The sequence below is a fragment of the Gemmatimonadaceae bacterium genome, assembly GCA_020852815.1.
Classification (GTDB): domain Bacteria; phylum Gemmatimonadota; class Gemmatimonadetes; order Gemmatimonadales; family Gemmatimonadaceae; genus SCN-70-22.
The window spans coordinates 38,346-59,770 of sequence record JADZAN010000005.1 but is presented as its reverse complement, the minus strand read 5'-3'; the positions used below and the strand labels follow the sequence as shown (position 1 = coordinate 59,770).

The following is a 21,425-nucleotide window of genomic DNA, read 5'->3' as shown; positions in this document are numbered from 1 at the left end:
CACCCGACTTGCGACGCCCCCCTGGACCGGGACATATACCTCTCCATGCTCTCCATCGACCTCACCGGCAAGCGCGCCCTCGTGGCCGGCGTCGCCGACGACAACGGGTTCGGCTTCGCGATTGCCAAGGCCATGGCCGAGGCCGGCGCGGAAATCGTCGTCGCCACCTGGCCCCCTGCGCTCAACATCTTCCGCAACCTCCTCGATCGCGGGAAAATCGACGACTCGCGTCGACTCTCCAACGGCGAACTGCTGCAGTTCAAGCAGATCTACCCGCTCGATGCCGCGTACGACACGCTCGATGACGCCCCCGACGACATCCGCAGCAGCAAGCGGTACAAGGACGTCGGCGACTTCTCCATCACGGGGATGGCCAACGCCATCGCCGCCGACTTTGGCCAAGGAGGGCTCGACATCGTCGTCCACTCCCTCGCCAATGGCCCGGAGGTGCGCAAGGCGCTGGTCGATACCTCGCGCGCCGGCTACCTCGCCGCCGTCGGCACCAGCGCCTACTCGCTGGTCTCCCTCACGCGCAACCTCGCGCCGCTGATGAACCGCGGCGGCTCGGTCCTATCGCTCTCGTACCTCGCCGCCGAGCGCGTGGTGCGCGGCTACGGCGGCGGGATGTCCACCGCCAAGGCCGCCCTCGAAGCCGACACGCGCCAGCTCTCGTTCGAGGCCGGGCGCCGCTGGGGCATCCGCGTCAACACGATCTCCGCCGGCCCACTGGCCTCGCGCGCCGCCAGCGCCATCGGGATCGTCGAGAAGATGGTCTCCTACTATCGCCTCAACGCGCCGCTTACCAACGAGCTGTCGGCGATGGAAGTGGGGCACACCGCCGCCTTCCTCGCCTCGCCTCTGGCCAGCGGAATCACCGGCGCCACGGTTTACGTCGACAAGGGCTTCCATGCCATGGGCATGGCGGTGGCCATCCCGCAGTGGATGAAGGACGAGGAGGAGGAACAGCGTGCCGAGGCCGAGGCGAAGGCCGCCTCGACCGTCGCCTAACGCTTGCGCAACGCCGTCGAGTCGGGAATGAACGTGAAGGGGAGCTGCACCACCTGCTGCACCGGCTGCCCCTTGCGCACCGCCGGGTAGAACGCCTGGTCGCGCAGCGAGATGCGCACCGACTCGATGAAGCCGGGGTGCGTCGTGGTCACCACGTTGAAGGTGTCGAGGTTCACCGAGCCCTTCGCGTCCACGACAAACTCCGCCAGCACGCGCCCCGGCACCATGTTGGTGTACAGCGAGTCCGGATACACCGGGCGTTGCAGCCGCGTGGAGTCCACGCGCGCCTGCTGGTCCACCTGGTCGGGGGTGAAGACGGAGAGCTGCTGCACCGCCTGCGCGATCTCGGCGGCCGGTGAGAGGTCGCCCTTCTTCCGCTTCTTGGGGCGCAGCTCTCCCTGTTTGGACCAGAGGATGATCGTCCCGCAAGCGCTGGACAGCGAGCGGTTCCCCTGGAACTCGGCGGGAACCGACGCCGCGCCGCTGTAGATCTCGATCCCCTCGAACGAGCGCGGATCCACCGAGTCGAGGTCGAATTCGCCCGCATAGAGCGGCGACCCGTCGAGCCAGGTGAGCGGGGCGCAGCGGGCGCCGCGGAAGCGCACATGGTTGTTGAAGCCGCGCGAGTCGACTCTCACCCCGGGAATCATGCGGAACAGGTCCGTCATGTTGGCCGGGTTGCGCCTGTCCACTTGCTCGCGCGTGAAGAAGTGCCCGTGTCCACGCGACAGGCGCTGGTAGAAGCCGGCCATGCGCCCCGTAATCTCGCGACGCCCCGTGATCACCACCGGGGTGAGCGCCACCACGACGCGCCTGAGCGTGAACTCCGCGTTGATGGTCGTCCCGGCAAGGACGTTCACGGTGGCCGTTTCGGGAAGGAAGCCGATGCGTCGCACCTGGATCGTCAGCGCTCCGGCATTGGCCTTGGCGAAGAGGAACTCACCCCCCGCGCCGCTCTCGCCGTGGATGTCCACCCCCTTCACCGATACCTGCGCCCCTTCCACCGCGGCACCGCTGGAGTCTCGCACGATCCCCTTGATCCCGCCGGTCCCGACTTCGCCCTTCTGCGCCGCGGCGGGGAGCGCCGTTAGGCAGGCGAGAAAGACGGCGACGACAACAGCGCGCTGACCGGAACCGGGGCGCGATGGGCGTGTGTACATCACGAATTGAACCTCCCCCGCCGGGGCGGGTGCGCGTGGCATCCAAGGGGGTGATGGCCAGCAGGCGACAGATATCGTACCCTTCCGGCGCGAGAAAAGCACTACCCGCCCCCATCGCGCCCCCAAACCCGACATGTCCTCCCATTCGCGCGCCCTTCGTGGGACGATCCGGATCGCCCCGGTGTTCGCGGCGTTCATGCTCGCGGCGTGTAGCCGTGGCCCTGCGCCGCGGCTCGTCCCCGACCGCGCTCCCTATGACGTCATCATCGAGAACGGGCGCATCGTTGACGGGAGCGGCAATCCGTGGTTCGCCGGCGACCTCGCCATTCGCGGCGACCGCATCGCCGCCATCACCATTGCCGGCGGCTTGCGCAACGCCACGGCGCGGGAACGCATCGACGCTCGCAATCGCGTCGTAGCCCCGGGTTTCATCGACATCCAGTCCCACTCGTGGGATGCCTTCCTCTGGCAGGATGGACGCGTCCTCTCCAAGGTCACGCAGGGCGTCACGAGCGAGATACTCGGCGAAGCGACGACCCCCGCGCCGGCCAATGCGCACGTCGACACGCTCCTCGGCGCCGACGCCTTCGCCCCCAGGCGCGCGGCACTGCAGCCCGGCTTTCACGGTTCCCGCGGCTTTGGCGCCTGGCTCACGGCCATGGAGCGCAACGGGATCTCGGTCAACGCCGGATCCTACCTTGGCGCCACCACCGTACGCGCGTACGTCATGGGGCAGGCGCCCGGGATGCCTAACGCCTCGCAATCGGACACGATGCGCGCGGTCGTCCGGCGCGCCATGGCCGACGGCGCCTTCGGCATCTCCACCGCACTCATCTACCCGCCAGGGTCGTACGCCAGCACCGGCGAGTTAGTCGAGATGGCGAAGGCCATGGCCCCCTTCCAGGGGGGCTACATCACCCACATGCGCTCGGAGGACGACTCGCTCTTCCAGGCCATGGACGAGGCCTTCCGCATCGGGCGCGAGGGCGGCGTGCGCGTCGACATCTATCACCTCAAGGCGTCGAACCGCCGCAACTGGGGCAAGGCGCCCGCCATGGTCGCCAGGATCGACTCGGCGCGCGCCTCCGGCTTCGACGTTGCCGCCACCATGTACCCCTATCCCTTTTCCGGCAACAACCTGGGCGAGTGCTTCCCCGACTGGGCCGCCGAGAACGGGAAGCTGATGGACAACCTGCGGAATGCTGACACACGCGCGCGCATCGTGCGCGAGATGACAGACATGAACGGGGCGCCGCTCTGCCAGCTGGAAGGGCCCGGCGCGTACATGATCGGCGGGTTCACCAGGGCCGAGCACAAGCAGTACGAAGGGAAGTACCTCGCCGACATTGCCACCGCGATGAACCGCCCCTGGCCCGATGCCGTCATCGAGCTGATCCTCGCCGAAGGGCACGACCTCGACAAGATCAACTTCACCATGTCCGAGGAGAACGTGCGCATGCAGCTCAAGTCCCCCTGGGTCTCCATCGGCTCCGACGCCGGCGGCGTCGATCCCGACAGCACCACCATCGTCGTGCACCCACGCTCCTACGGGACCTATCCGCGCATCCTGGGGCGCTACGTGCGCGAACAGCACCTCCTCACCCTCGAGGATGCCGTGCGGCGCATGAGCGGCGCCGTGGCCTCGCGCCTGGCGCTGCGCGATCGCGGCCTCCTGCGCGAAGGGCTGTTCGCCGACGTCGTCATCTTCGACCCCGCCACCATCATCGACCGCGCCACGCCGCAGCAGCCGCACCAACTCTCCACCGGCGTCGAGCAGGTGTGGGTCAACGGCGTCCGCGTCCTGCGCGATGGGCGCCACACCAACGCCCGCCCCGGTCGCGCACTGCGCGGCCCGGGATGGGATGGCACCGTCGTTCGGTAATCGCTCCCTCCGATCCAACGCACCGTGATCAGGAAACTGCTCGCCGTATTCGCCCTGGTCGTCGTTGCCCTGGGCGAAATCGGTAGTTGGCGCGCCACGCGACTCGTCCCGCATCCGGCGCCCGTCGTGCCCCCCGACGCGGCATTCGACGACAAGGCATCGGTCATCGGCATCCTGGAAGGGGTCGACCTCCTCCTCGCCCAGGGCTTCGCGCCCACACGCACCGTCCTCCTGGCCTTCGGCGCTCATCTCGGGAGGGCATGGAACCAATGAGCGGGCGCCGCTGGCGGACTTCGCGCACGGGATCAGATTCTGGGCGCAGTTGATCCGGAACGCTCAATAGCTGCCCTCCGGCCCTTACTTTGCTGTTCCCACCCTGATCGCCCCGCCTCCCCCCTCTCGTCCTCTCGTCCTCCCGTCCTCTCGTCTTCTCAAGAAAGGTGGCCAAGCTCTGCCCGCAATGTGGTAAGGAGTACGGCGACGACGATCGGTTCTGCACGATCGACGGCGCGGCCTTGGTCGCGTCCGGCAGTGGTGCCAACGCGCTGATCGGGACGGTGCTGGCCGATCGCTACCTGGTGAAGGAGCGCCTGGGCGAAGGGGGGATGGGCGAGGTGTACCTGGCGGAGCACGTGCGCATCAAGCGCAAGGTGGCGGTCAAGCTCATGCGCTCGTGGATGCTGGGCGATCCGGTGGCGGTATCGCGCTTCCACCGTGAAGCGGAGAATGCCTCGCAGATCTCACATCCCAACGTCGCCCAGATCTACGACTTCGGCGAGACGTCGGACGGGATGATCTACCTGGCGATGGAGTTCGTGCCCGGCGAACCGCTCTCGTCGATCCTGGACCGCGAGGGGCGGCTGCACACGGTGCGCGCGGTGGAGATCATTCGGCAGACGTCGGAGGCGCTGGTCGCCGCGCACGGGATGGGGATTCTCCATCGCGACCTGAAGCCGGACAACGTCATGGTCGCGCGCACGCGCGCCGGGACCGACCTGGTCAAGCTGGTCGATTTCGGGATCGCGCGGATGATGAGCCGCGGGACGCAGCAGTTCACGTCGACGGGGATGATCGTCGGCACGCCGGACTACATGAGCCCCGAGCAGCTGACGGGCGATGTCCTGGACGAGCGTTCGGACCTGTACGCCCTCGCGCTCATTGCCTTCCGCGTCCTCACGGGCTCGAGCGCCTTCAAGGCGAGCGGGGGGGGCGACGCGCTCATGGCGCGCATGCTGGGCAAGCCGCGCGCCCTCGGCGAGGTGCTCCCCGAGGTCGAGTGGCCGGCCGGGCTGCAGGCGGCCTTTGACCGTGCGCTCGACGTCGAACCGTCGGCTCGTTATGCAGACGCGATGGAGTTCGTGGCAGAACTCGATGGTGCGGTGAGCGAGATGCCGTTGACCGAGGAGGACCAGGCGTACCTCCTCCTCCTTTCGCAGCGCATGGCGACGCCGAGCCGTGGCGGGATGGCGATCGACAGCTCCACGCCGGTGCGCTCGATGTCGGCGGTGCGCGGTTCGCTCAATCCCACGCCCACGTCGGGGGAGCGCTCGGTGAGCGTGGTGACCCCGCCCAGCGAGTCGCAGGCGATTCCGCGCCCCACGCTCCCGCCCACGACCGTGTCGCCAGCCGCAACGCCCGGCGTGGCGGGCGACGGCGACACGGGAGAACGTCGCGCGCCGACGGTCGAGACGGCGGCATCCCGCGCCATCGAGCCGGCGCCGGACGTGACAAAGGCCACGCCGACCGTGAAGGTGCGCCACGCCGGCGCCACCACCCCGCTCCCGGCGGTGGGCGACGGTGCCGACGCGAGGCACCTCTCGCCACCGAGCGAGCGGCCGGCCGCTGCCCGGGGCGGGAAGTTGGGGATGCTGGCCGCAGCCGCGTTAGGCATCGCGGTCCTCGGCTTCGCCGCCACGAAGATGCTGGGAGGAAAGGGGGAGCAGCCCCCGGCGGTCAGTGCCGCCACGGACTCGATTGTCAGCGAGGTAGCGCCCAGTGCGAGCGACAGCGCACCGTCCGCGACGCTGCCGGCGGCCGCGGGCGCCGACAGCGAGTACGTGCAGCGCGCGCGCAGCGGCGTCCTCTTCGTGACGTCATCGGCAGGGCGTGGGAGCGCCTTCCTGGTCGACTCGGCAGGCATCTTCCTCACCGCCGCGTCGCTCGTCCCCCCCGACCAGCGCGTGGACGTCTTCATCGACGGCGAACACTCGGTGAAGGCCAGCGTTGCCTCCATCGACAGCGCCAACGGCGTCGCGGCACTTGTCGTCTCCCCACGCCGCTGCCGGCGCTGCCGGACGCTCGACGTGGGGCGGCGCGACACGACGGCCACGGCGGCCGCGGTGGGCGACTCGCTCCTTGCGCTGCGTGTCGTGGGGCGCAGCACCGTGACGCAGCAGCCGGTGGTCGTTGCCAGGGTGAGCGGCACCACGCTCGCCGCGGCGGGGGCGGTGGGCAACGCGGCGTTAGGTGCCCCTGTCCTCAACCCCAGGACCGGTGGGGTGGCGGGCATCGTCACCCGCCGCCGGGGGAGCACCGCGATTGTCGGCGCCGGCGCCCTGCGTTCGCTCCTGCACACGGCGCGCGGCGCGGCGGCGGCGATCGTCCCCGACACCACGCTCACCCGTTCGTGGCCGGCGCGCCCCGTTCCGTCAGATGCAATCGCCGCCGCCGAGGCGGGAAGCGTCGACCTCCAGCAGTACCGCGTCACGCAGGGCGGCTTCGACGTGCTGGCCATGACGCCGCAGCTGCTGGCCTGGCGCATGGCGAAGTCGGCGCCGGCGCCGTCGGACAACCCGTTCGACATCGGCGCCAGGACCCCCGCCGGCCCTCCCGATCCGCTGCTGGAGTGGAAGGCGTGGCGCGACTACCGCGAGGAGCGGCGTGCCGTGGTCATCCTCGAAGTCTCTCCCGACAAGGCCGCCTATCCGCAGCGCCCCGACAAGCCGCTCGATGCCAGGAAGGGCGACTTCTACTCCATGAGCATCACCCGCAACGGGACGCCGCTCATCCCGCTCGAGAGCCAGACCATCCACGCCGTCGGCAACCCGGACGCGTACAAGCGCGACCGCAAGAGCGTCCCCAACGCCGGGATCTACGTCTTCCATCCCTCCGACTTCGCCGATCCCTCGGCGGCGTACCAGGTGCAAGTCGTCGATGCGGACCAGAAGCGTCGCGTGACGATGTCGCTCACACCGGCCATGCTGCAGTCGATTGCCCGCGACCTGGGAGGGTGGCTCAGGTAGCGCGCTGCACGATCGCGTTTGGCGATCGCGCGGCTGCGTGGAGTTGGGGCGTGACGTTCGGTGGCGATGCGGCGTGGTGTCAGGCGTTCGCCAGCGCCTCGCTCGCCAGGCGCGCACACTCCGCCAGCACCGCCGCCCCCACCAGGATCGAGCCGTCGGCGGCGTAGAAGCGCGGCGAATGTGCGGCGATCGACGCCCCGCCCGGTTCGCGCGCGCCGATGCGCAAGAAGCACCCCGGGATCTTCTCCATGTAGAAGGCGAAGTCCTCGCCCCCCATGTTCGTGATCCCGAAGGGGACGACCGCGTGCTCGCCCAACACCGTGGTGGCCGCCTGCCGCGCCCATGCCGCCTCGCGCACCGGGTTCACGATCGGCGGCGTGCCCAGTTCGAGCGACACCTCGGCGCGCACGCCGTACGCCTCTCCCACCTGCGTGGCCAGTCGCGTCACCTCCTCGCCCAGGCGTCGCCGCGTGTCCGGGTCCATTGCCCGCAGCGTCCCGGTGAGCGTGGCCGTCTCGGGAATCACGTTAGGCGCGACCCCGGCGTGTACGCTCCCCACGGTGCACACGGCGGGGGCGGCGGGGTCCAGGCGACGGGCAACGATGGTCTGCAGCGCCGTGATGACCGCGGCGGCAGCGACGACGGCGTCGGCCGCCTCGTGCGGGCGCGCGCCGTGCGCGCCGCGCCCCACGAGGGTGATCTGGAAGCTGTCGGCCGAGGCGGCCAGCGGGCCGGGCTCGGCGATGACCTGCCCCACGTCGAAGCGCCGGTCGACATGCCCGCCGAAGATCGCCGCCACGCCGTCCAGCGCACCACTGGCGAGGATGGCGGGCGCGCCGGCGCCGATTTCCTCCGCCGGCTGCAACACGACGAGGACGTCGCCGCGCGCCGGGTGGCGCACGAGGTCCATCGCCGCCCCGATGGCCCACGTGGCGTGCACGTCATGCCCGCAGGCGTGCATGACGCCCGGGACGGCAGACGCGTAGTCGAGTCCAGTCTCCTCGTGGATGGGGAGGGCGTCGATGTCGCCCCGCACCGCCACCACCGGCGCGAGCGGATCGCGCCCCTTGAAGCGCGCCACGATCCCGGTGTTCGCCACGCGCGTCACCGTCCCGCCTAACGACTCGGCGACCGCAGCGAGTCGGTCCGAGGTCGCGTACTCCTTCCACGACAGCTCCGGGTGGCGATGCAGCTCCCGGCGCAGCGCCACCAGGCGCGCCAGTTCGTCGTGCGTGAAGCGATCCCGCGCCCGCGCCGGGGCGTCGAGGTGGATCGGGACCCCCGTCGTCGGCGTGCTGATCACCACCGGCGAACTACTCACCCACGCGCTCCAGTCGCACCGTGAGGTCGTCGATCCGGTCCAGGTCGACCGTGACCCCGATCCCCGCGCGATCGAGCGGGACGGTCACGTAGCCATCCGGCGACATGGTCCACTCCGGCGTCACCACGTCGCGCGCCCAGTAGCGCGCGCTCGGGCTCACGTCGCCCGGCTTCTGGAAGTTGGGGAGCGAAGCGAGCGCCACGTTGTACGCGCGCCCGATCCCGCTCTCCAGCATCCCGCCGCACCACACCGGGATCCCGCGCGATTCGCAGAAGTCGTGGATGGCCAGCGACGGGCCAAAGCCCCCCACGCGCCCCGGCTTGATGTTGATGATGCGCCCCGCGTCGAGCGTCACCATGTCCTGCGCCCGGGCGAGCGAGGTGATTGACTCATCCAGGCAGACCGGCGTCTTGAGGCGGCGCTGCAGCTCGGCGTGCCGGACGATGTCCTCCCAGTCGAGCGGCTGCTCGAACATCATCAGGTTCAGGTCGTCCATCGCCACCAGCGCATCGGCGGTTTCGAGCGTGTAGGCGTTGTTGGCGTCGGCCATGATCGGGGCGTCGGGAAACGCCGCGCGCACCGCGCGCACGTACTCCACGTCCTTCCCCGGCTTGATCTTGATCTTGATCTTGCGATACCCCTCGGCCAGGGCCGCGCGCGCCTTCTCCACCAGCTTGTCCGGCGACGCCTGGATGCCTAACGAAATCCCCACCGGGATGCGCTCGCGCGTCCCGCCGATGAGGCGGGCCAGCGGGATCTGCAGCCGCTCGGCCTCGACCCCCCACATCCCCATCTCCACCCCCGCCTTGGCCATGTTGTGCCCGCGAAAGTCCTGCTCCAGCACCGCGTGCACTTCCCCCGGCGCGTCGAACCGCTTGCCAAGGACGCGCGGCGCCACCCACTTGGTGATCGCCAGCCACGCCGTGTCGATCGTCTCGGACGTGTAGTTCGGCGTGTCGTCGGCCACCATCTCGCTCCACGCCGTGGCGCCGCTCGCGTCGCGCAGCTCAAGGAGGCAGATGCGGCGCGCGGTCATCGTGCCGGAGGAGATCTGGAACGGCTCGCGCAGCGGGAGCCCGATTTCGCGAAGGGTGATGCTGGTCAGCTGCAACATGCGTTGACTAACGGGAAACGGGGGAAAGCTTGCCCCAGCGAAGGCTGGGGGATGACGGAACGTGCTATTCCGAGGCTTCGAGAACGTAGTAGGGATATGCGTCGCCGCGCGCGCGGACAAAGCGGACGACCTTGAGGCCGCGGGCAAAGTGCGCGCCGAACGCGGCGCGGACACTCAGCCGCCACCGCATCGCGTCGTCACCGCCGGCACCCTGCACGGCCACCAGGTCGTGCGGAACCTGCACGCGCACCGAGCGCGCCGCGACATCGGCGGCAAAGGCGGGCAAGCCGTCGAGCGCCAGCGGGTTCGCCAGCGGACGGTCGTCGTCGCCCGCCAGGACCGCGTCGCTCCCCGGCGACGGCGTGAAGCGCTGCATCAGCTCCCACGCGTACACGAAGCGGTCCGTGGGTAGCTCGCCGTGCAGCGTGCTCCCCGTGTTGGCGCCGTAGATGTTCTCCACGTACTCGACGGGGCGCGCCCCAAGGCGGTTGATATTGAAGTGCGCATTGCGCGCCACCAGCGGGTCGGCCGTCCAGAGCATTGTTTGGACGCCAAGGGAAATGCACTTTTCCCGCTGGTAGTGCTTGAGCTGGTCGCCGATGTGGCGCCCACGCGCCTCCTCCCGCACCGCCAGCATGTCGGACCAGTGCGCCGGACGCCCGTCGCGAATGCCCGTCATGCCGAACACAAAGCCGATCATTCGTCCGTTACAGTCGAATGCGCCGGCGGTCACTCCGCCGATCTTCTGCGAGACGCGAAGAATTGCCCCGGGAACGCGTTCCGAAAAGCCGCGCCCCCAGGTCTCTTCCTGCAGGTCCACGCACTCGACGTACTCCTCGAGCGTGGCGAGGTCGCGGATCGTGACGGTGTCGAGCGGATTGGACATGCGGGGATCGTTGGGGCCGGTGCTCTTGCGTCCCTTCCACAAGAGTCGTAGAGTCAGGAGCCGCAGCAATTGTATACAAAATTGACCCGCGAGAGAAGAGCCGGTTTCTGCCGCACGGGGGAGGGTGCCTGATGGCCGCGTCGATGAAGGGTGCCCCGCAGCGGGCGGCACGTCCCGAACTGGTCTACCGCAAGCTCCGCGAACTCATCGTGCGCGGACAGCTCGCCCCCGGAACGCGCATCGTCGAGACCGACGTCGCGCAGCGCCTCGGCGTCTCGCGAACGCCGGTGCGTGGCGCCCTCCAACGCCTCCAGCAGGAAGGCTACATCCTCGACTCGCCGGCGCTGCAGCAGTCGCGACCCACGGTCGCCCCCCTCACGCGCGAGGACGCGCGCGAACTCTTCTCCATCGTCGCCGAGATCGAAGGGCTCGCCGCGCGCTTCGCCGCCCAGCGCCCCGCCGCCGAGCGCGAGAAGCTGGCCGCCGACCTCACCGCCATCAACGAACAGTTCCGCAAGGCCGCCGACGCCAAGCAGCAGAACCACAACCGGCTCTGGGAACTCGACGAGAAGTTCCATCGCCGGTATGTCGAGATCGGCGCCGGCCCCCGATTGCTCGCCCTCCACGACGCGGTCAAGCCCCAGGCCGAACGCTACGAACGCATCTACGTCTCCCTCCTCTCCCGCGACCTCACCCCCTCGGTGGCCGAGCACGTCACCATCATCAAGGCCATCAAGACAGGCAATGCCGACGTGGCACAGCAGTCCGTGCAGACCAACTGGCGCAACGCCGCCGATCGCCTGGGGAGCGTGATCACGAACGTGGGCGAGCGCGGGCAGTGGTGAGGATGCGTTGCGCCTGACGCCGCGGCACGGCTGACTCATCACGGCGGCCGGCGCGAGCGACCCACGCATGCACGAACGTCGCATCGGGCTCTGGGGAGCCGTGGCCACGCTGGTCGGGTACGTCATCGGCGCATCGATCTTCGTCCTCCCCGCCGAGCTGCTCCCGTCGACCGGCGCCGGGGTAATCCTGTCGTACGCCATCGCGGCGATCCCCGCCGTCTTCACGTGCGTGGCCGGAGCGGTGGTGGGCAACGCCTTTCCCGTCTCCGGGGCGTCGTACGTCGGGGTGCGCGAGACCATGTCGCCCTTCTTCGCCTTTCTCACCGCGTGGCTCATCGTCTGCGCCGGCGCGATCGGGGCAGCGCTCGTTGCCTACGGCTTCGCCGACTACATCGCCTTCTTCGTCCCCGCGATCGATGCGCGCGCCTGCGCGGTGGGGGTGGTGCTCGCCTTCGTGCTGCTCAACCTCACGCCGGTCACCGTGACCGTGGCGGCGCAGGCGGCCATGGTCGTCTTCTTCGCCGTGGTGCTGGCCGCGTTTGCAGCTGGCGGCTTCGTCGCCGGTGACTGGGGACGACTCTCGCCCCTGGTGCCGCACGGATGGTCGCCGGTCCTTGCCGGGGCGGTGGCGGCCTACTTCAGCTATGCAGGGCTGCAGGTTCTCATCGAGGTTGGCGGCGAGATCAGGGAACCGGGGCGCACGATCCCGCGCGCACTGGCCATCTCGTTCGCCGTCGTGCTCGCGCTGTATCTCCTGTTCGTGATCGCCATGGTGCTGCTGAGCGACACGACGACGCCGGCGAGCGCCAACGCGCTGGTGGGGCGCATGGCCGAGGAGCACTTCGGGGCTGGCTTTGCGCGCGCCGTGGTGCTGAGCGCGCTGCTCGCCGCCGCCACGTCGGTGAACGGGATCTTCTTCACGCAGGCGCGCGACGTGCGCGCCCTGGCGCTCGACGGGCGCCTCCCGCGCCTGCTCGCGCGGGACGAGGGGGGTATCCCTCGCCCGGCGGTGCTCGCGCTGGGGGCGGCGTCGCTCCTCGCCACCGCCGCCGGCGCGTCGATTCGCGAGTACGCCATCCTCACGGCGATGTGCATGATGACGGTGCAGGCCATGCTCGGCCTGTCGGCGTTGCGCCTGCCGGCCCGCGCTCCGGTCGCCTGGCAACGCTCGCCGTTCAAGCCTTCGCCCGCGGTGCTCGCTTTCTTTGGTTGGGGGCTCGTCGTGATCTCAATTGCCTTCCTGGCGCTGGCGGTGGCCCAGAGCCCGGGGAGCGTCCTGACCTTTGCTGGCGCGCTGGCCGCCGGCGCCGTGCTGTACCGGGTTCAACTCACGCCACGCAGGGAGGGAGCATGAAGTCGATCGTTCGAATGGCGCTGCTGGTGGGGAGCGCCGTGGTGACGTTGCCGTGGGCGGCGCAGGGGCAGGATCGCGCCCAGGACCGGCGCAAGTGGCTCGGTCCCAACCAGGTCACGTCCGACGACCCGCGCCGTGTCCCGATGCCGGCCACGCCGCGCGGCCCCGAGGGGACGATCGTGCTGCGCGGGGGGCGCCTGATCGACGGGACCGGGGCGCCAGCGCGTGCCGCCACGGTCGTCATCACGCGCAACCGCATTGCCAAGGTGCTCGGACCTAACGAGACCGACTGGCCCCGGGAGGCCCGCGTCGTCGACGTGAGCGGGAAGACGGTGCTCCCCGGGCTCATCGACCTGCACACGCACCTCTCGTACTTCGACCCGCCATACTCCAACTCGGAAATGCCGAGCGATCCCGATGGGACGCTGCGCGCGGTGCAGCGCCTGCGCTACTTCATCGAGAGCGGGATCACCAGCGTGCGCGACGTGGCCTCCGAGGGCGACGTCCCCTTCCGCCTCAAGGAGTGGGTGGCGCGGAACGACATCGTGGGGCCGCGCGTCTTTGCCGCCGGCCAGTTGATCACCGCGCCCGGCGGGCACGGCTCGGAGGGGGCGCTGGAGGTGAACAGCACCGGCTCCATCCGCACGGCGACCGGCGCCGACCAGTGGCGCGAGGCGGTGCGCGACATGTTCCGGCGCGGCGCCGACGTGATCAAGATTGCCTCGCACTTCTCGGTCGACGAGGTGAAGGCCGCGGTCGACGAGGCGCATGCGCTCGGCCTCAAGGTCACCTGCGACTGCGAGACCTTCTATATCGACCGCGCCGTCGACGCCGGCGTCGACATGATCGAGCACCCGCTGCCGCGCACCGACGACGTGATCCGGAAGATGGCGGAGCGAAAGGTGGAGGCCGATCCCACGGTCTATGTCTATACGATTCTCTTCGCCGCCTCGGGGGGTGGCTACTTCGCGTCGACGTCGCGCCGCTTCAACTTCAACGACTCGCTCAACCTCGACGTGCTGCGCCGGATGCGGCGCGCGGGGGTGAAGCTGGGCGTGGGCACCGACCTCGTGATCGACTGGTTCCGTCAGCTGCCAACGCCGTACATCAACGAGCTCAAGTACTTCACCGCGGCCGGGTACACGCCGCTCGAGGCGCTGGTGGCGGCCACGAAGACGAACGCCGAGTTGCTGGACATGGACGACAAGCTCGGGACGCTCGAGGCGGGGAAGCTTGCGGACGTGCTGGTGGTCGGCGGGCGTCCGGACGAGCGGCTCGACGACCTGGCGAAGGTGGAGACGGTGATTCGCGACGGCTGGGTGGTGGTGGAGGGCGGGCGTGTGGCGATTCCGCGTCACGTTCCCAAGTCGGGACCGGCGCCGTTCGGCGTGAAGTAGCGCCCGACATCGCCGTCGCTGGGCGCGCGGGCGCGCTGCGTTGGCGGCGCCGTGCGAACGCGGGCGTCGTGCGGGGGCGGGGAGCCGTTGCGAACGGCACGCGAAATTGTATACAATTGTGGCTCCTCCCTCCCCCAGGAGTCCGCCGCATGGCCGCGCGCGCCTCGCATGGTTCCGCCCACGTCCGCTCGCTTCGTTCCGGAGTGCTCGCTTCCCTTCGCCCGCTCGCGGCGTCCGCACTGCTGGGGCTCGGGGTGGTCGCCTGTCGTACGGCTCCCGTTTCGGCGCCGGCGCCGGCGGTGGCCCCTGCCGTGTCGGCGCAGGCCTCGCGCGAGGCGCTCGACGCCAGGGCACGACTTGGCGGCGCCGACTACGACGTCGTCATCCGCAATGGGCGCGTGCTCGACGGGATGGGGAACCCATGGATCCTGGCCGACGTCGGCATCATCGGCGGGAAGTTCGCCACCATCGGCAAGATCACCGGGCGCGGCGCGAAGGAGATCGACGCCAGGGGGCTCTACGTCTCCCCGGGATGGATCGACATGATGGACCAGTCCGGCGGCGTGCTGCCGCGCAACGGGTTGGCGCAGAACAAGCTGCTGCAGGGGGTGACGACGGCGATCGGCGGCGAGGGGGGCTTTCCCGTCCCGGCGTCGCGCATCGGCGAGTACTTCTCCAACCTGGAAAAGCAGGGCATCAGCATCAACTTCGGCAACTACTACTCGGCCACGCAGGCGCGCGTGGCGGTGCTGCAGTCGTTCAACCGCGCGCCTAACGCGGCAGAGCTCGACCGCATGCGCGCCAGCATGGACTCGGCGATGCGCGCCGGCGCGATGGGGATGACGACGGCGCTCATCTATCCGCCCAGTTCGTACAGCACCACCGAGGAACTCATCGAACTGGCCAAGGTGGCGGCGAAGTACGGCGGGACCTACGCCTCGCACATCCGCGGCGAGGGAGCGGAGGTGGTGCAGTCGGTGCGCGAGCTGATCCGAATCGCCGAGGAAGGGGGGCTCCCGGGCGAGGTCTTTCACCTGAAGGTGGCGTACCGTCCCGGGTGGGGGATCCTGATGGACTCCATCCGCCAGGCGGTGGAGGCGGCGCGCGCGCGCAACGTTGACGTCGCGGCCGACCTCTATGTCTACACGGCCGGCGGGACCGGACTCGAGGCGACGATTCCCTCGTGGGCCGCCGATGGCGGGCGCGATTCGCTGCGCAAGCGCCTCGCCGACCCGGCGATTCGCGCGCGCCTCAAGCGCGAGGTGCAGACCGGATCGCCAGGGTGGTGGAACATCATCGAGGCAGCTGGCGGGTGGGACGGCGTGGTGCTGGTGAACGCGCAGAACCCGGCCAACGTGAAGTACCAGCAGAAGACCATCGCGCAGATTGCGCGGGAAATGGGGAAGGACCCGGCCGATGCGGCGTGGGACCTCGTGCTGGAAGGGAGCGGGCGCGTGATGGCGATCTACCACATGATGAGCGAGCAGGACATCGAGACGGCGCTGCGCTTTCCGTGGACGAGCATCGGGAGCGACGCCGGGGCGGCGCTCGCACCGGGCTCGGTGGACCAGACGGGGCTGCCGCATCCGCGCATGTACGGCAACGCCGTGCGCGTGGTGTCTCGTTATGCACGTGACCGGAAGGTTCTGTCGCTGGAGGAGGCGATCCGCAAGCAGACCTCGTGGCCGGCGACGCGGATGCGGCTGGCGGGGCGCGGGTCGATCAAGGAGGGGAACTGGGCCGATGTCACGATCTTCGACCTGGCCACCCTCGACGACAAGGCGACGTACGATGCCCCGATTTCGACGCCGACGGGGATCGCGTACGTCCTGGTGAACGGCGTGGTGACGGTCGAGCAGGGGAAGCACACGGGCGTTCGCGCCGGGCAGGTGCTGTACGGCCCGGGACGCGGTCACTGACACTCGCATGGGGGACGGAATGATCAACGCACGTTGGAGGTTGCAGCTGGGCACGGCGGCGGCGCGGACGGGGGCGGCCATGCTCCTGGTGGCCGTGCTCAGCACGAGCGGCGCGGCGCAGAAGGGGAAGGGCGGCGGCGACGCCGCTCGTTATGCGAAGCTCGACGCCTACGTGGCGGCGACGATGAAGGCATGGAAGGTCCCGGGGATCGCACTGGCGATCGTGAAGGACGATTCCCTCGTCTACGCCAAGGGGTACGGGACGCGCACCGTGGGGAAGGACGAGACGGTCGACGCGAACACGATCTTCGCCATCGGCTCATCATCCAAGGCGTTCACCGCGGCGCTGGTGGCCATGGCGGTGGACGAGGGGAAGATGAAGTGGGACGAGAAGGTCTCAGCCTACCTCCCCGGGTTCGCGATGTACGACAACTATGCCTCGCGCGAGCTCACCGTGCGCGATGCGCTGTCGCATCGAAGCGGGCTCGCGCGCGGCGACTTCGCCTGGTACATCGGCGGCTTCGATCGCGCCGATCTCCTGCGTCGCGTGCGCTACCTGGCCCCGACCTGGTCGTTCCGGTCGACCTTCGGCTACCAGAACCTGATGTACCTGGCGGCCGGCGAGGCGGTGGCGGCGGTGGAACGTGCGTCGTGGGACGATCAGATCCGCACGAAGATCTTCGCGCCGCTCGGCATGACCTCGTCGTCGACGTCGGTCACCGCCCTCGCCGGGCGCCCCAACGTGGCAACCCCGCACTACCTGCTCAACGACACGCTGCTCACGGTTCAGTACAAGAACATCGACAACATTGCGCCTGCCGGTTCGATCAACTCCAACGTGCGCGACATGGCACAGTGGGTGCGCTTGCAGCTGGGGCGCGGGAAATTCGCGGGGAAGCAGTTGATCACCACGGGGAACCACGGCGACATGTGGCTCCCCAACACGCACATACGCCTCGAGGGGCCCACCGGCCGCTTCCTGGCGCCGGGGGCCAACCTCGCCTCGTACGGGATGGGGTGGTTCCTGCAGGACTTCAACGGGCGCCTCGCCGTGCACCATGGCGGCAACATCGACGGGATGTCGGCGATGGTGGCCATGCTGCCGGACGAGAAGCTGGGGGTCGTGGTCCTCACGAACCTCAACGGGACGCCGGCGCCGGAGTCGATCTTCCCGTACGTCTTCGACCTGTACACGCGCGACACGCCGCGCGACTGGAACGCCGAGTACCTGAAGATGCTCGCCCCCCTGACCGAGGCGGGGAAGAAGGCGGAAGCGGCGATGGAGAAGGCGCGCATCGCGGGGACCCGGCCGTCGCTCGAGGCGGCGAAGTACGCGGGGACGTACAACGACTCGCTGTATGGTGACGTGGTGGTCACCGCGCGAGACGGCGCGCTGCGCCTCCAGTTCGGTCGCTTTGGCGGGACGTTGGAGCACTGGAACTACGACTCGTTCCGCGTCGTGCTCGACAACCGGACGTTAGGCAAGCCGATGGCGACGTTCATGATCGATGCGGCGGGGAAGCCGTCGGAGTTGAGGCTCGACATTGCCCCCGAGGCCAGGTTCCGACTGGCGCCGCCGGCCGCCGACAGCGGCGGTCACGCTCGATGAGGAGCAGCTGCAAGCGCTGGCCGGCACGTACAAGCCGGACCAGGCGCCGTTCGAGGTCCAGGTGCAGGTGGTGGGCGGGACGGTCACGATGACCGTTCCCGGGCAGCCGAGGTACTCGCTGGTGGCGCTGACGCCCACGCGCTTCCGCCTAACGGGACCGCCAGGACTTCCCGATGGCTTCCTGGTCGATTTCGAGATGACGGGCGGGAAGGCGACCGGCGCCACGCTCGTCCAGGCGGCACCGCAACCCGCGCTCAAGTTCAAGAAGCAGGGGCGACCACACGAGACGGGCGGCGCACGATGCGCCGCCCGTCTTCTATCGGGGGCGTGCGCGACCTCAGGCGAAGAGCCCGACCTGCCCGCCGGTGTGCCAGAACATCACCGTCTCGCCGTCATGGAAGCGCCCGGCGCGGGCCATCGCGATGAGCCCGGCGAGCGCCTTGGCCGTGTACCAGTGATCGGTGAAGAGCGCCTCGGTGCGCGCGGCGAGCGACTGTGCCTCACGCGACGCCTCGCTCGGGATCCCATACCCATCGCCCACGTACGAGGCATCGGCCTCGAAGCGTGCCTCGAGGCCGAGCGCGCCGTGCGGCAGGACCAGCAACTCCTCGATACCGGCGCCGATCCCGGCGACCACGTGTGCGATGTCCGCAACGGGATCGTCGGCGCTGATCCCGATGACGCGCGTGCGGAGCCCAAACAAGGCGCAGCCAGCGAGGAGCCCGGCCTGGGTCCCGCCCGATGAGGTGGCGTGCACGATGACGTCGGGGACGATCCCCTGGCGGGCGATCTCGCCCACGCCCAGCGTCAGGCCGAGCGCGCCGAGGGGGGTCGACGCGCCTAACGGGATGATGAGCGGCTTGCGTCCCTCGGCGCGGAGGCGCTGGGCCAGCGACTCCATGCCCGGCGCGCGATCGGTGCGCTGCGCGACGTACGTGACCTGTGCGCCCAGGAGGTGGTCGAGCAGGGCGTTGCCGCTCAGTCGATCGGGGGGCGTTCCGTTGGCGACGATGTGGCACGCCATGCCGAGCCGGGCGGCGGTGGCGGCGGTGGCTCGGCAGTGGTTGGACTGCACGCCGCCGCACGTGATGAGCGTGTCGATATGCTCTCGCTGCGCCTGGGCGGCGACGAGTCCGAGCTTGCGCACCTTGTTGCCGCCGAATCCGAAGGGGAGCGCATCGTCGCGCTTGATGACGAGGCGGGCTCCCATGCCGATGGCCTCGCGCAGTCGGGGGGCGTCGTCGATTGGTGTGGGGAGCGCGCCGAGCGCGATGTGGGGAAGGGCGAGGAGTCGGTCGCGGGCGGCGGGGAGGGGCATGGGGGGCGGACGGGTGCCGGGGGAGGGGGGACGGGAGATGGGAGATGGGAGAATCTGGGGGGTGGGGTGCGGGGGCCCCCCCCGAAACCAAGATGCCTCCCCACCCCTCAACGCGCACCATCGAAACAGCTCGCATTGTACCATATCATTCCCGTCGTCCATTTGCGCACCGGCGTGCCATCGCACGGCTCCGTGTCCGCGCTAACCCCTCCCCCGCCTTACTCGTTTCCGCAGCACGTGTCCTCATCGATTGACGCCGAACTCTCTGACAAATGGCGACGAGGTCCCGGGATCTTCGTCGTCATCGATGCCCGGGGTCCCGCCGGAGAGAGCATCCACGCCATTCAGCATCGCTACGATCCCAAGCTCGCCAACTACCTCCCGCCGCACCTCACCCTGGCCGGGTCGTCGGGGGTGGGGCCGATCGACCCCCGCACTCCGCGCGAGCAGCTGCTCGAGGTGATGCAGGCGATCGCGGCGACCACGCCGCCGATGGAGCTTGCCTTCCTCCATCCCATTCGCTTCATGCAGACCGACATCATCGTCCTCCCCGTGGACCATCACGGTCCCCTGCGGGAGTTGCATGAGCGCATTGCCAGCAGCGGGCTGTCGTTCCAGCCGGCGCGCTTTTCCTTCACGCCGCACGTGACGCTCTCCTTCTTCCGGACGCTGACTCCCGTGCAGCGCCGCGAGCTGCTGGCCGTGCGGCTGGAGACCCCGCTGGTGGTGGACCACATCCGCTGCTCGCTCACCGACGAGCCACTCCCGCCGCGCCCCTTGTTCGAGCTCCGGCTCACCGGGACTACGGCAGGAGCGGTCGAGGGATGACGCGGCCCGACCGGCTCGACGCCTTCCGCGACTCGACGCCCTACCGATCGCTTGCCGACGATGCGACACCCGAGGCCGCGCATCGCCTGGTCGACCTGGCGGTGGAGTACCTCGCCACCGCTGGGGCGGGCGACGGTGCGGTGTCGCGCGGCACGCCCCCGATGCAGCTGGCGGAGCGCTTCGCCGGCGCGCTGCCGTGGGACGGTGTACCGCTCGACGTGGTGGCGCAGCGCCTGCGCGATGACGTGATGGCGGAGTCGAACCGCCTCACGCATCCGATGTACGTGGGCCACCAGGTGTCGCCACCGCTCCCCGTCGCGATCTGGACCGAGGCGGTGATCTCGGCGCTCAACAACTCGCAGGCGGTGCGTGAGATGTCGCCGGCGGGGACGATGGTGGAGCGGCAGGTGATTCGCTGGATGTGCACGCTGGCGGGCTTTGGGGCGGAGGGCGGTGGGACCTTCACGTCGGGCGGGACCGAGGCGACGCTCACGGCGCTGCTGGCGGCGCGCGGGCGCGTCATGCCGAATGCATGGGAGGAGGGGGTCGGCGCCGAAGCGCCCGTGGTACTGTGCGGCGCGCACGCGCACTACGCCGTGAGTCGCGCCGTCGGGATCATGGGGCTGGGGGTGCGGCAGGCCATCATCGTCCCTTCCGATGGCTATCGCATGGACGCGCGCCAGGTGGCGCCCATGCTGAAGCGCCTGCGCGGCGAGGGGCGGCGCGTCCTTGCCGTGGTGGCGACCGCGGGGAGCACGGCCACGGGTGCCTTCGATGACCTGGCGACGATTGCCGATGCCTGCGCGGCGCACGGCACTTGGCTGCACGTCGATGCGGCGCACGGCGCCTCGGCGCTGTTCACGGCGAGGCACCGCGAACGACTGCGCGGCATCGAGCGCGTCGACTCGCTGGCGTGGGACCCGCACAAGATGATGCTGATGCCGCTGGCGGCGGGGATGGTCCTGGTGCGCGACGCTTCAGTGCTGGACCGCGCCTTCAGCCAGTCGGCGCCGTACCTCTTTCACCAGGGGAGTGGGGCACCGGTGCTCGACCTGGGGCCGCGCTCGCTCCAGTGCTCGCGCCGTGGCGACGTGCTCAAGGTGTGGGCGTCGATCCTCCGTTACGGGCAGTCGGGAATTGCCGCGTTCTACGACTACCTGTGCGACCTCACGGCCGAGTTCCACGGCCTGGTGACGGCGCACCCGCACTTCGAGGCATTGCACCTGCCGGAGACGAACATCCTCTGCTTCCGCTTCACCGGCGGCCCCGGTGCGGCGCTGGACGAGGCAGCGCTCGACGACTGCAACCGCGAGCTGCGCGAGCGCTACAACGCCTCGGGTGCGGGATGGATCACGGCCACGCTGCTCGACGGCCGGCGCGTGCTCCGGGTGACGATCATCAATCCGCGCACCGGGCGTGATCACCTGGCGCGGCTGCTGGACGGGCTGGACGCGATCGGCGTGCAGCTGCTGCGCGAAGCCAGGGACGGCACGCGGGGATAGCGTTCCGCCGCAAGGGCGAGCGGCGCCGCGCGCCGCGTTC

General features: G+C 69.7%; 16 protein-coding genes. 11 read left to right on the top strand and 5 right to left on the bottom strand.

What is annotated here, in order from left to right; all coding sequences use genetic code 11:
- Positions 1 to 45 precede the first annotated feature (45 nt).
- Positions 46 to 1,008, top strand: coding sequence for an enoyl-[acyl-carrier-protein] reductase (locus tag IT359_04075; protein ID MCC6928152.1), 963 nt, complete (start codon positions 46 to 48; stop codon positions 1,006 to 1,008).
- Here the strand turns inward: IT359_04075 and IT359_04070 are convergent.
- On the bottom strand, positions 1,005 to 2,171 hold the full coding sequence (locus tag IT359_04070; protein MCC6928151.1) for a carboxypeptidase regulatory-like domain-containing protein: 1,167 nt from the start codon (positions 2,169 to 2,171) through the stop codon (positions 1,005 to 1,007). The two genes, IT359_04075 and IT359_04070, sit on opposite strands and share 4 nt — an antisense overlap.
- 130 nt (positions 2,172 to 2,301) lie before the next feature.
- Here IT359_04070 and IT359_04065 point away from each other — a divergent pair, with 130 nt between their 5' ends.
- The 3 genes from IT359_04065 (at position 2,302) to IT359_04055 (ending at position 7,292) form a co-directional block, all read left to right on the top strand.
- The gene (locus IT359_04065; protein ID MCC6928150.1) at positions 2,302 to 4,050 is read left to right on the top strand and encodes a D-aminoacylase; all 1,749 of its coding nucleotides are present in this window, start codon (positions 2,302 to 2,304) and stop codon (positions 4,048 to 4,050) included.
- Positions 4,051 to 4,074: 24 nt separating this feature from the next.
- Positions 4,075 to 4,323, top strand: a complete 249-nt coding sequence (locus tag IT359_04060) for a hypothetical protein (protein MCC6928149.1) — start codon at positions 4,075 to 4,077, stop codon at positions 4,321 to 4,323.
- Between the two features lie 167 nt (positions 4,324 to 4,490).
- Positions 4,491 to 7,292, top strand: coding sequence for a protein kinase (locus tag IT359_04055; GenBank protein MCC6928148.1), 2,802 nt, complete (start codon positions 4,491 to 4,493; stop codon positions 7,290 to 7,292).
- Between the two features lie 79 nt (positions 7,293 to 7,371).
- Here IT359_04055 and IT359_04050 read toward each other — a convergent pair whose 3' ends face one another.
- The 3 genes from IT359_04050 to IT359_04040 form a co-directional block, all read right to left on the bottom strand.
- Positions 7,372 to 8,613, bottom strand: coding sequence for an amidohydrolase (locus IT359_04050; protein ID MCC6928147.1), 1,242 nt, complete (start codon positions 8,611 to 8,613; stop codon positions 7,372 to 7,374).
- The gene (gene menC / locus IT359_04045) at positions 8,606 to 9,727 is read right to left on the bottom strand and encodes an o-succinylbenzoate synthase (GenBank protein ID MCC6928146.1); all 1,122 of its coding nucleotides are present in this window, start codon (positions 9,725 to 9,727) and stop codon (positions 8,606 to 8,608) included. The genes IT359_04050 and menC overlap by 8 nt, the downstream gene beginning before the upstream one ends.
- Before the next feature lie 64 nt (positions 9,728 to 9,791).
- Complete coding sequence (locus tag IT359_04040; protein ID MCC6928145.1) at positions 9,792 to 10,613, bottom strand: hypothetical protein; 822 nt, start codon at positions 10,611 to 10,613, stop codon at positions 9,792 to 9,794.
- Between the two features lie 131 nt (positions 10,614 to 10,744).
- Here IT359_04040 and IT359_04035 point away from each other — a divergent pair, with 131 nt between their 5' ends.
- From IT359_04035 to IT359_04015, 5 genes are all read left to right on the top strand, one after another.
- Positions 10,745 to 11,458: a GntR family transcriptional regulator gene (locus tag IT359_04035; GenBank protein ID MCC6928144.1), complete on the top strand. Its 714-nt coding sequence runs from the start codon at positions 10,745 to 10,747 to the stop codon at positions 11,456 to 11,458.
- 67 nt (positions 11,459 to 11,525) lie between these two features.
- On the top strand, positions 11,526 to 12,812 hold the full coding sequence (locus IT359_04030; protein ID MCC6928143.1) for an amino acid permease: 1,287 nt from the start codon (positions 11,526 to 11,528) through the stop codon (positions 12,810 to 12,812).
- Positions 12,809 to 14,209 carry an amidohydrolase family protein gene (locus tag IT359_04025; GenBank protein ID MCC6928142.1) on the top strand — a complete coding sequence of 467 codons (1,401 nt, stop codon included), beginning with the start codon at positions 12,809 to 12,811 and terminating at the stop codon, positions 14,207 to 14,209. Before IT359_04030 ends, IT359_04025 begins: the two co-directional genes overlap by 4 nt.
- A 410-nt stretch (positions 14,210 to 14,619) precedes the next feature.
- Positions 14,620 to 16,128 carry an amidohydrolase family protein gene (locus IT359_04020; protein ID MCC6928141.1) on the top strand — a complete coding sequence of 503 codons (1,509 nt, stop codon included), beginning with the start codon at positions 14,620 to 14,622 and terminating at the stop codon, positions 16,126 to 16,128.
- 19 nt (positions 16,129 to 16,147) lie between these two features.
- Complete coding sequence (locus IT359_04015; protein MCC6928140.1) at positions 16,148 to 17,737, top strand: serine hydrolase; 1,590 nt, start codon at positions 16,148 to 16,150, stop codon at positions 17,735 to 17,737.
- Between the two features lie 337 nt (positions 17,738 to 18,074).
- Here the strand turns inward: IT359_04015 and IT359_04010 are convergent, their stop codons facing one another.
- A complete protein-coding gene (locus tag IT359_04010; protein MCC6928139.1) occupies positions 18,075 to 19,055 on the bottom strand; it encodes a pyridoxal-phosphate dependent enzyme in 981 nt (326 codons plus the stop codon).
- Positions 19,056 to 19,292: 237 nt separating this feature from the next.
- Between IT359_04010 and IT359_04005 the strand changes: the two genes are divergently transcribed.
- Positions 19,293 to 19,883 carry a 2'-5' RNA ligase family protein gene (locus IT359_04005; GenBank protein ID MCC6928138.1) on the top strand — a complete coding sequence of 197 codons (591 nt, stop codon included), beginning with the start codon at positions 19,293 to 19,295 and terminating at the stop codon, positions 19,881 to 19,883.
- Complete coding sequence (locus IT359_04000) at positions 19,880 to 21,385, top strand: hypothetical protein (GenBank protein ID MCC6928137.1); 1,506 nt, start codon at positions 19,880 to 19,882, stop codon at positions 21,383 to 21,385. Before IT359_04005 ends, IT359_04000 begins: the two co-directional genes overlap by 4 nt.
- Positions 21,386 to 21,425: the final 40 nt, after the last annotated feature.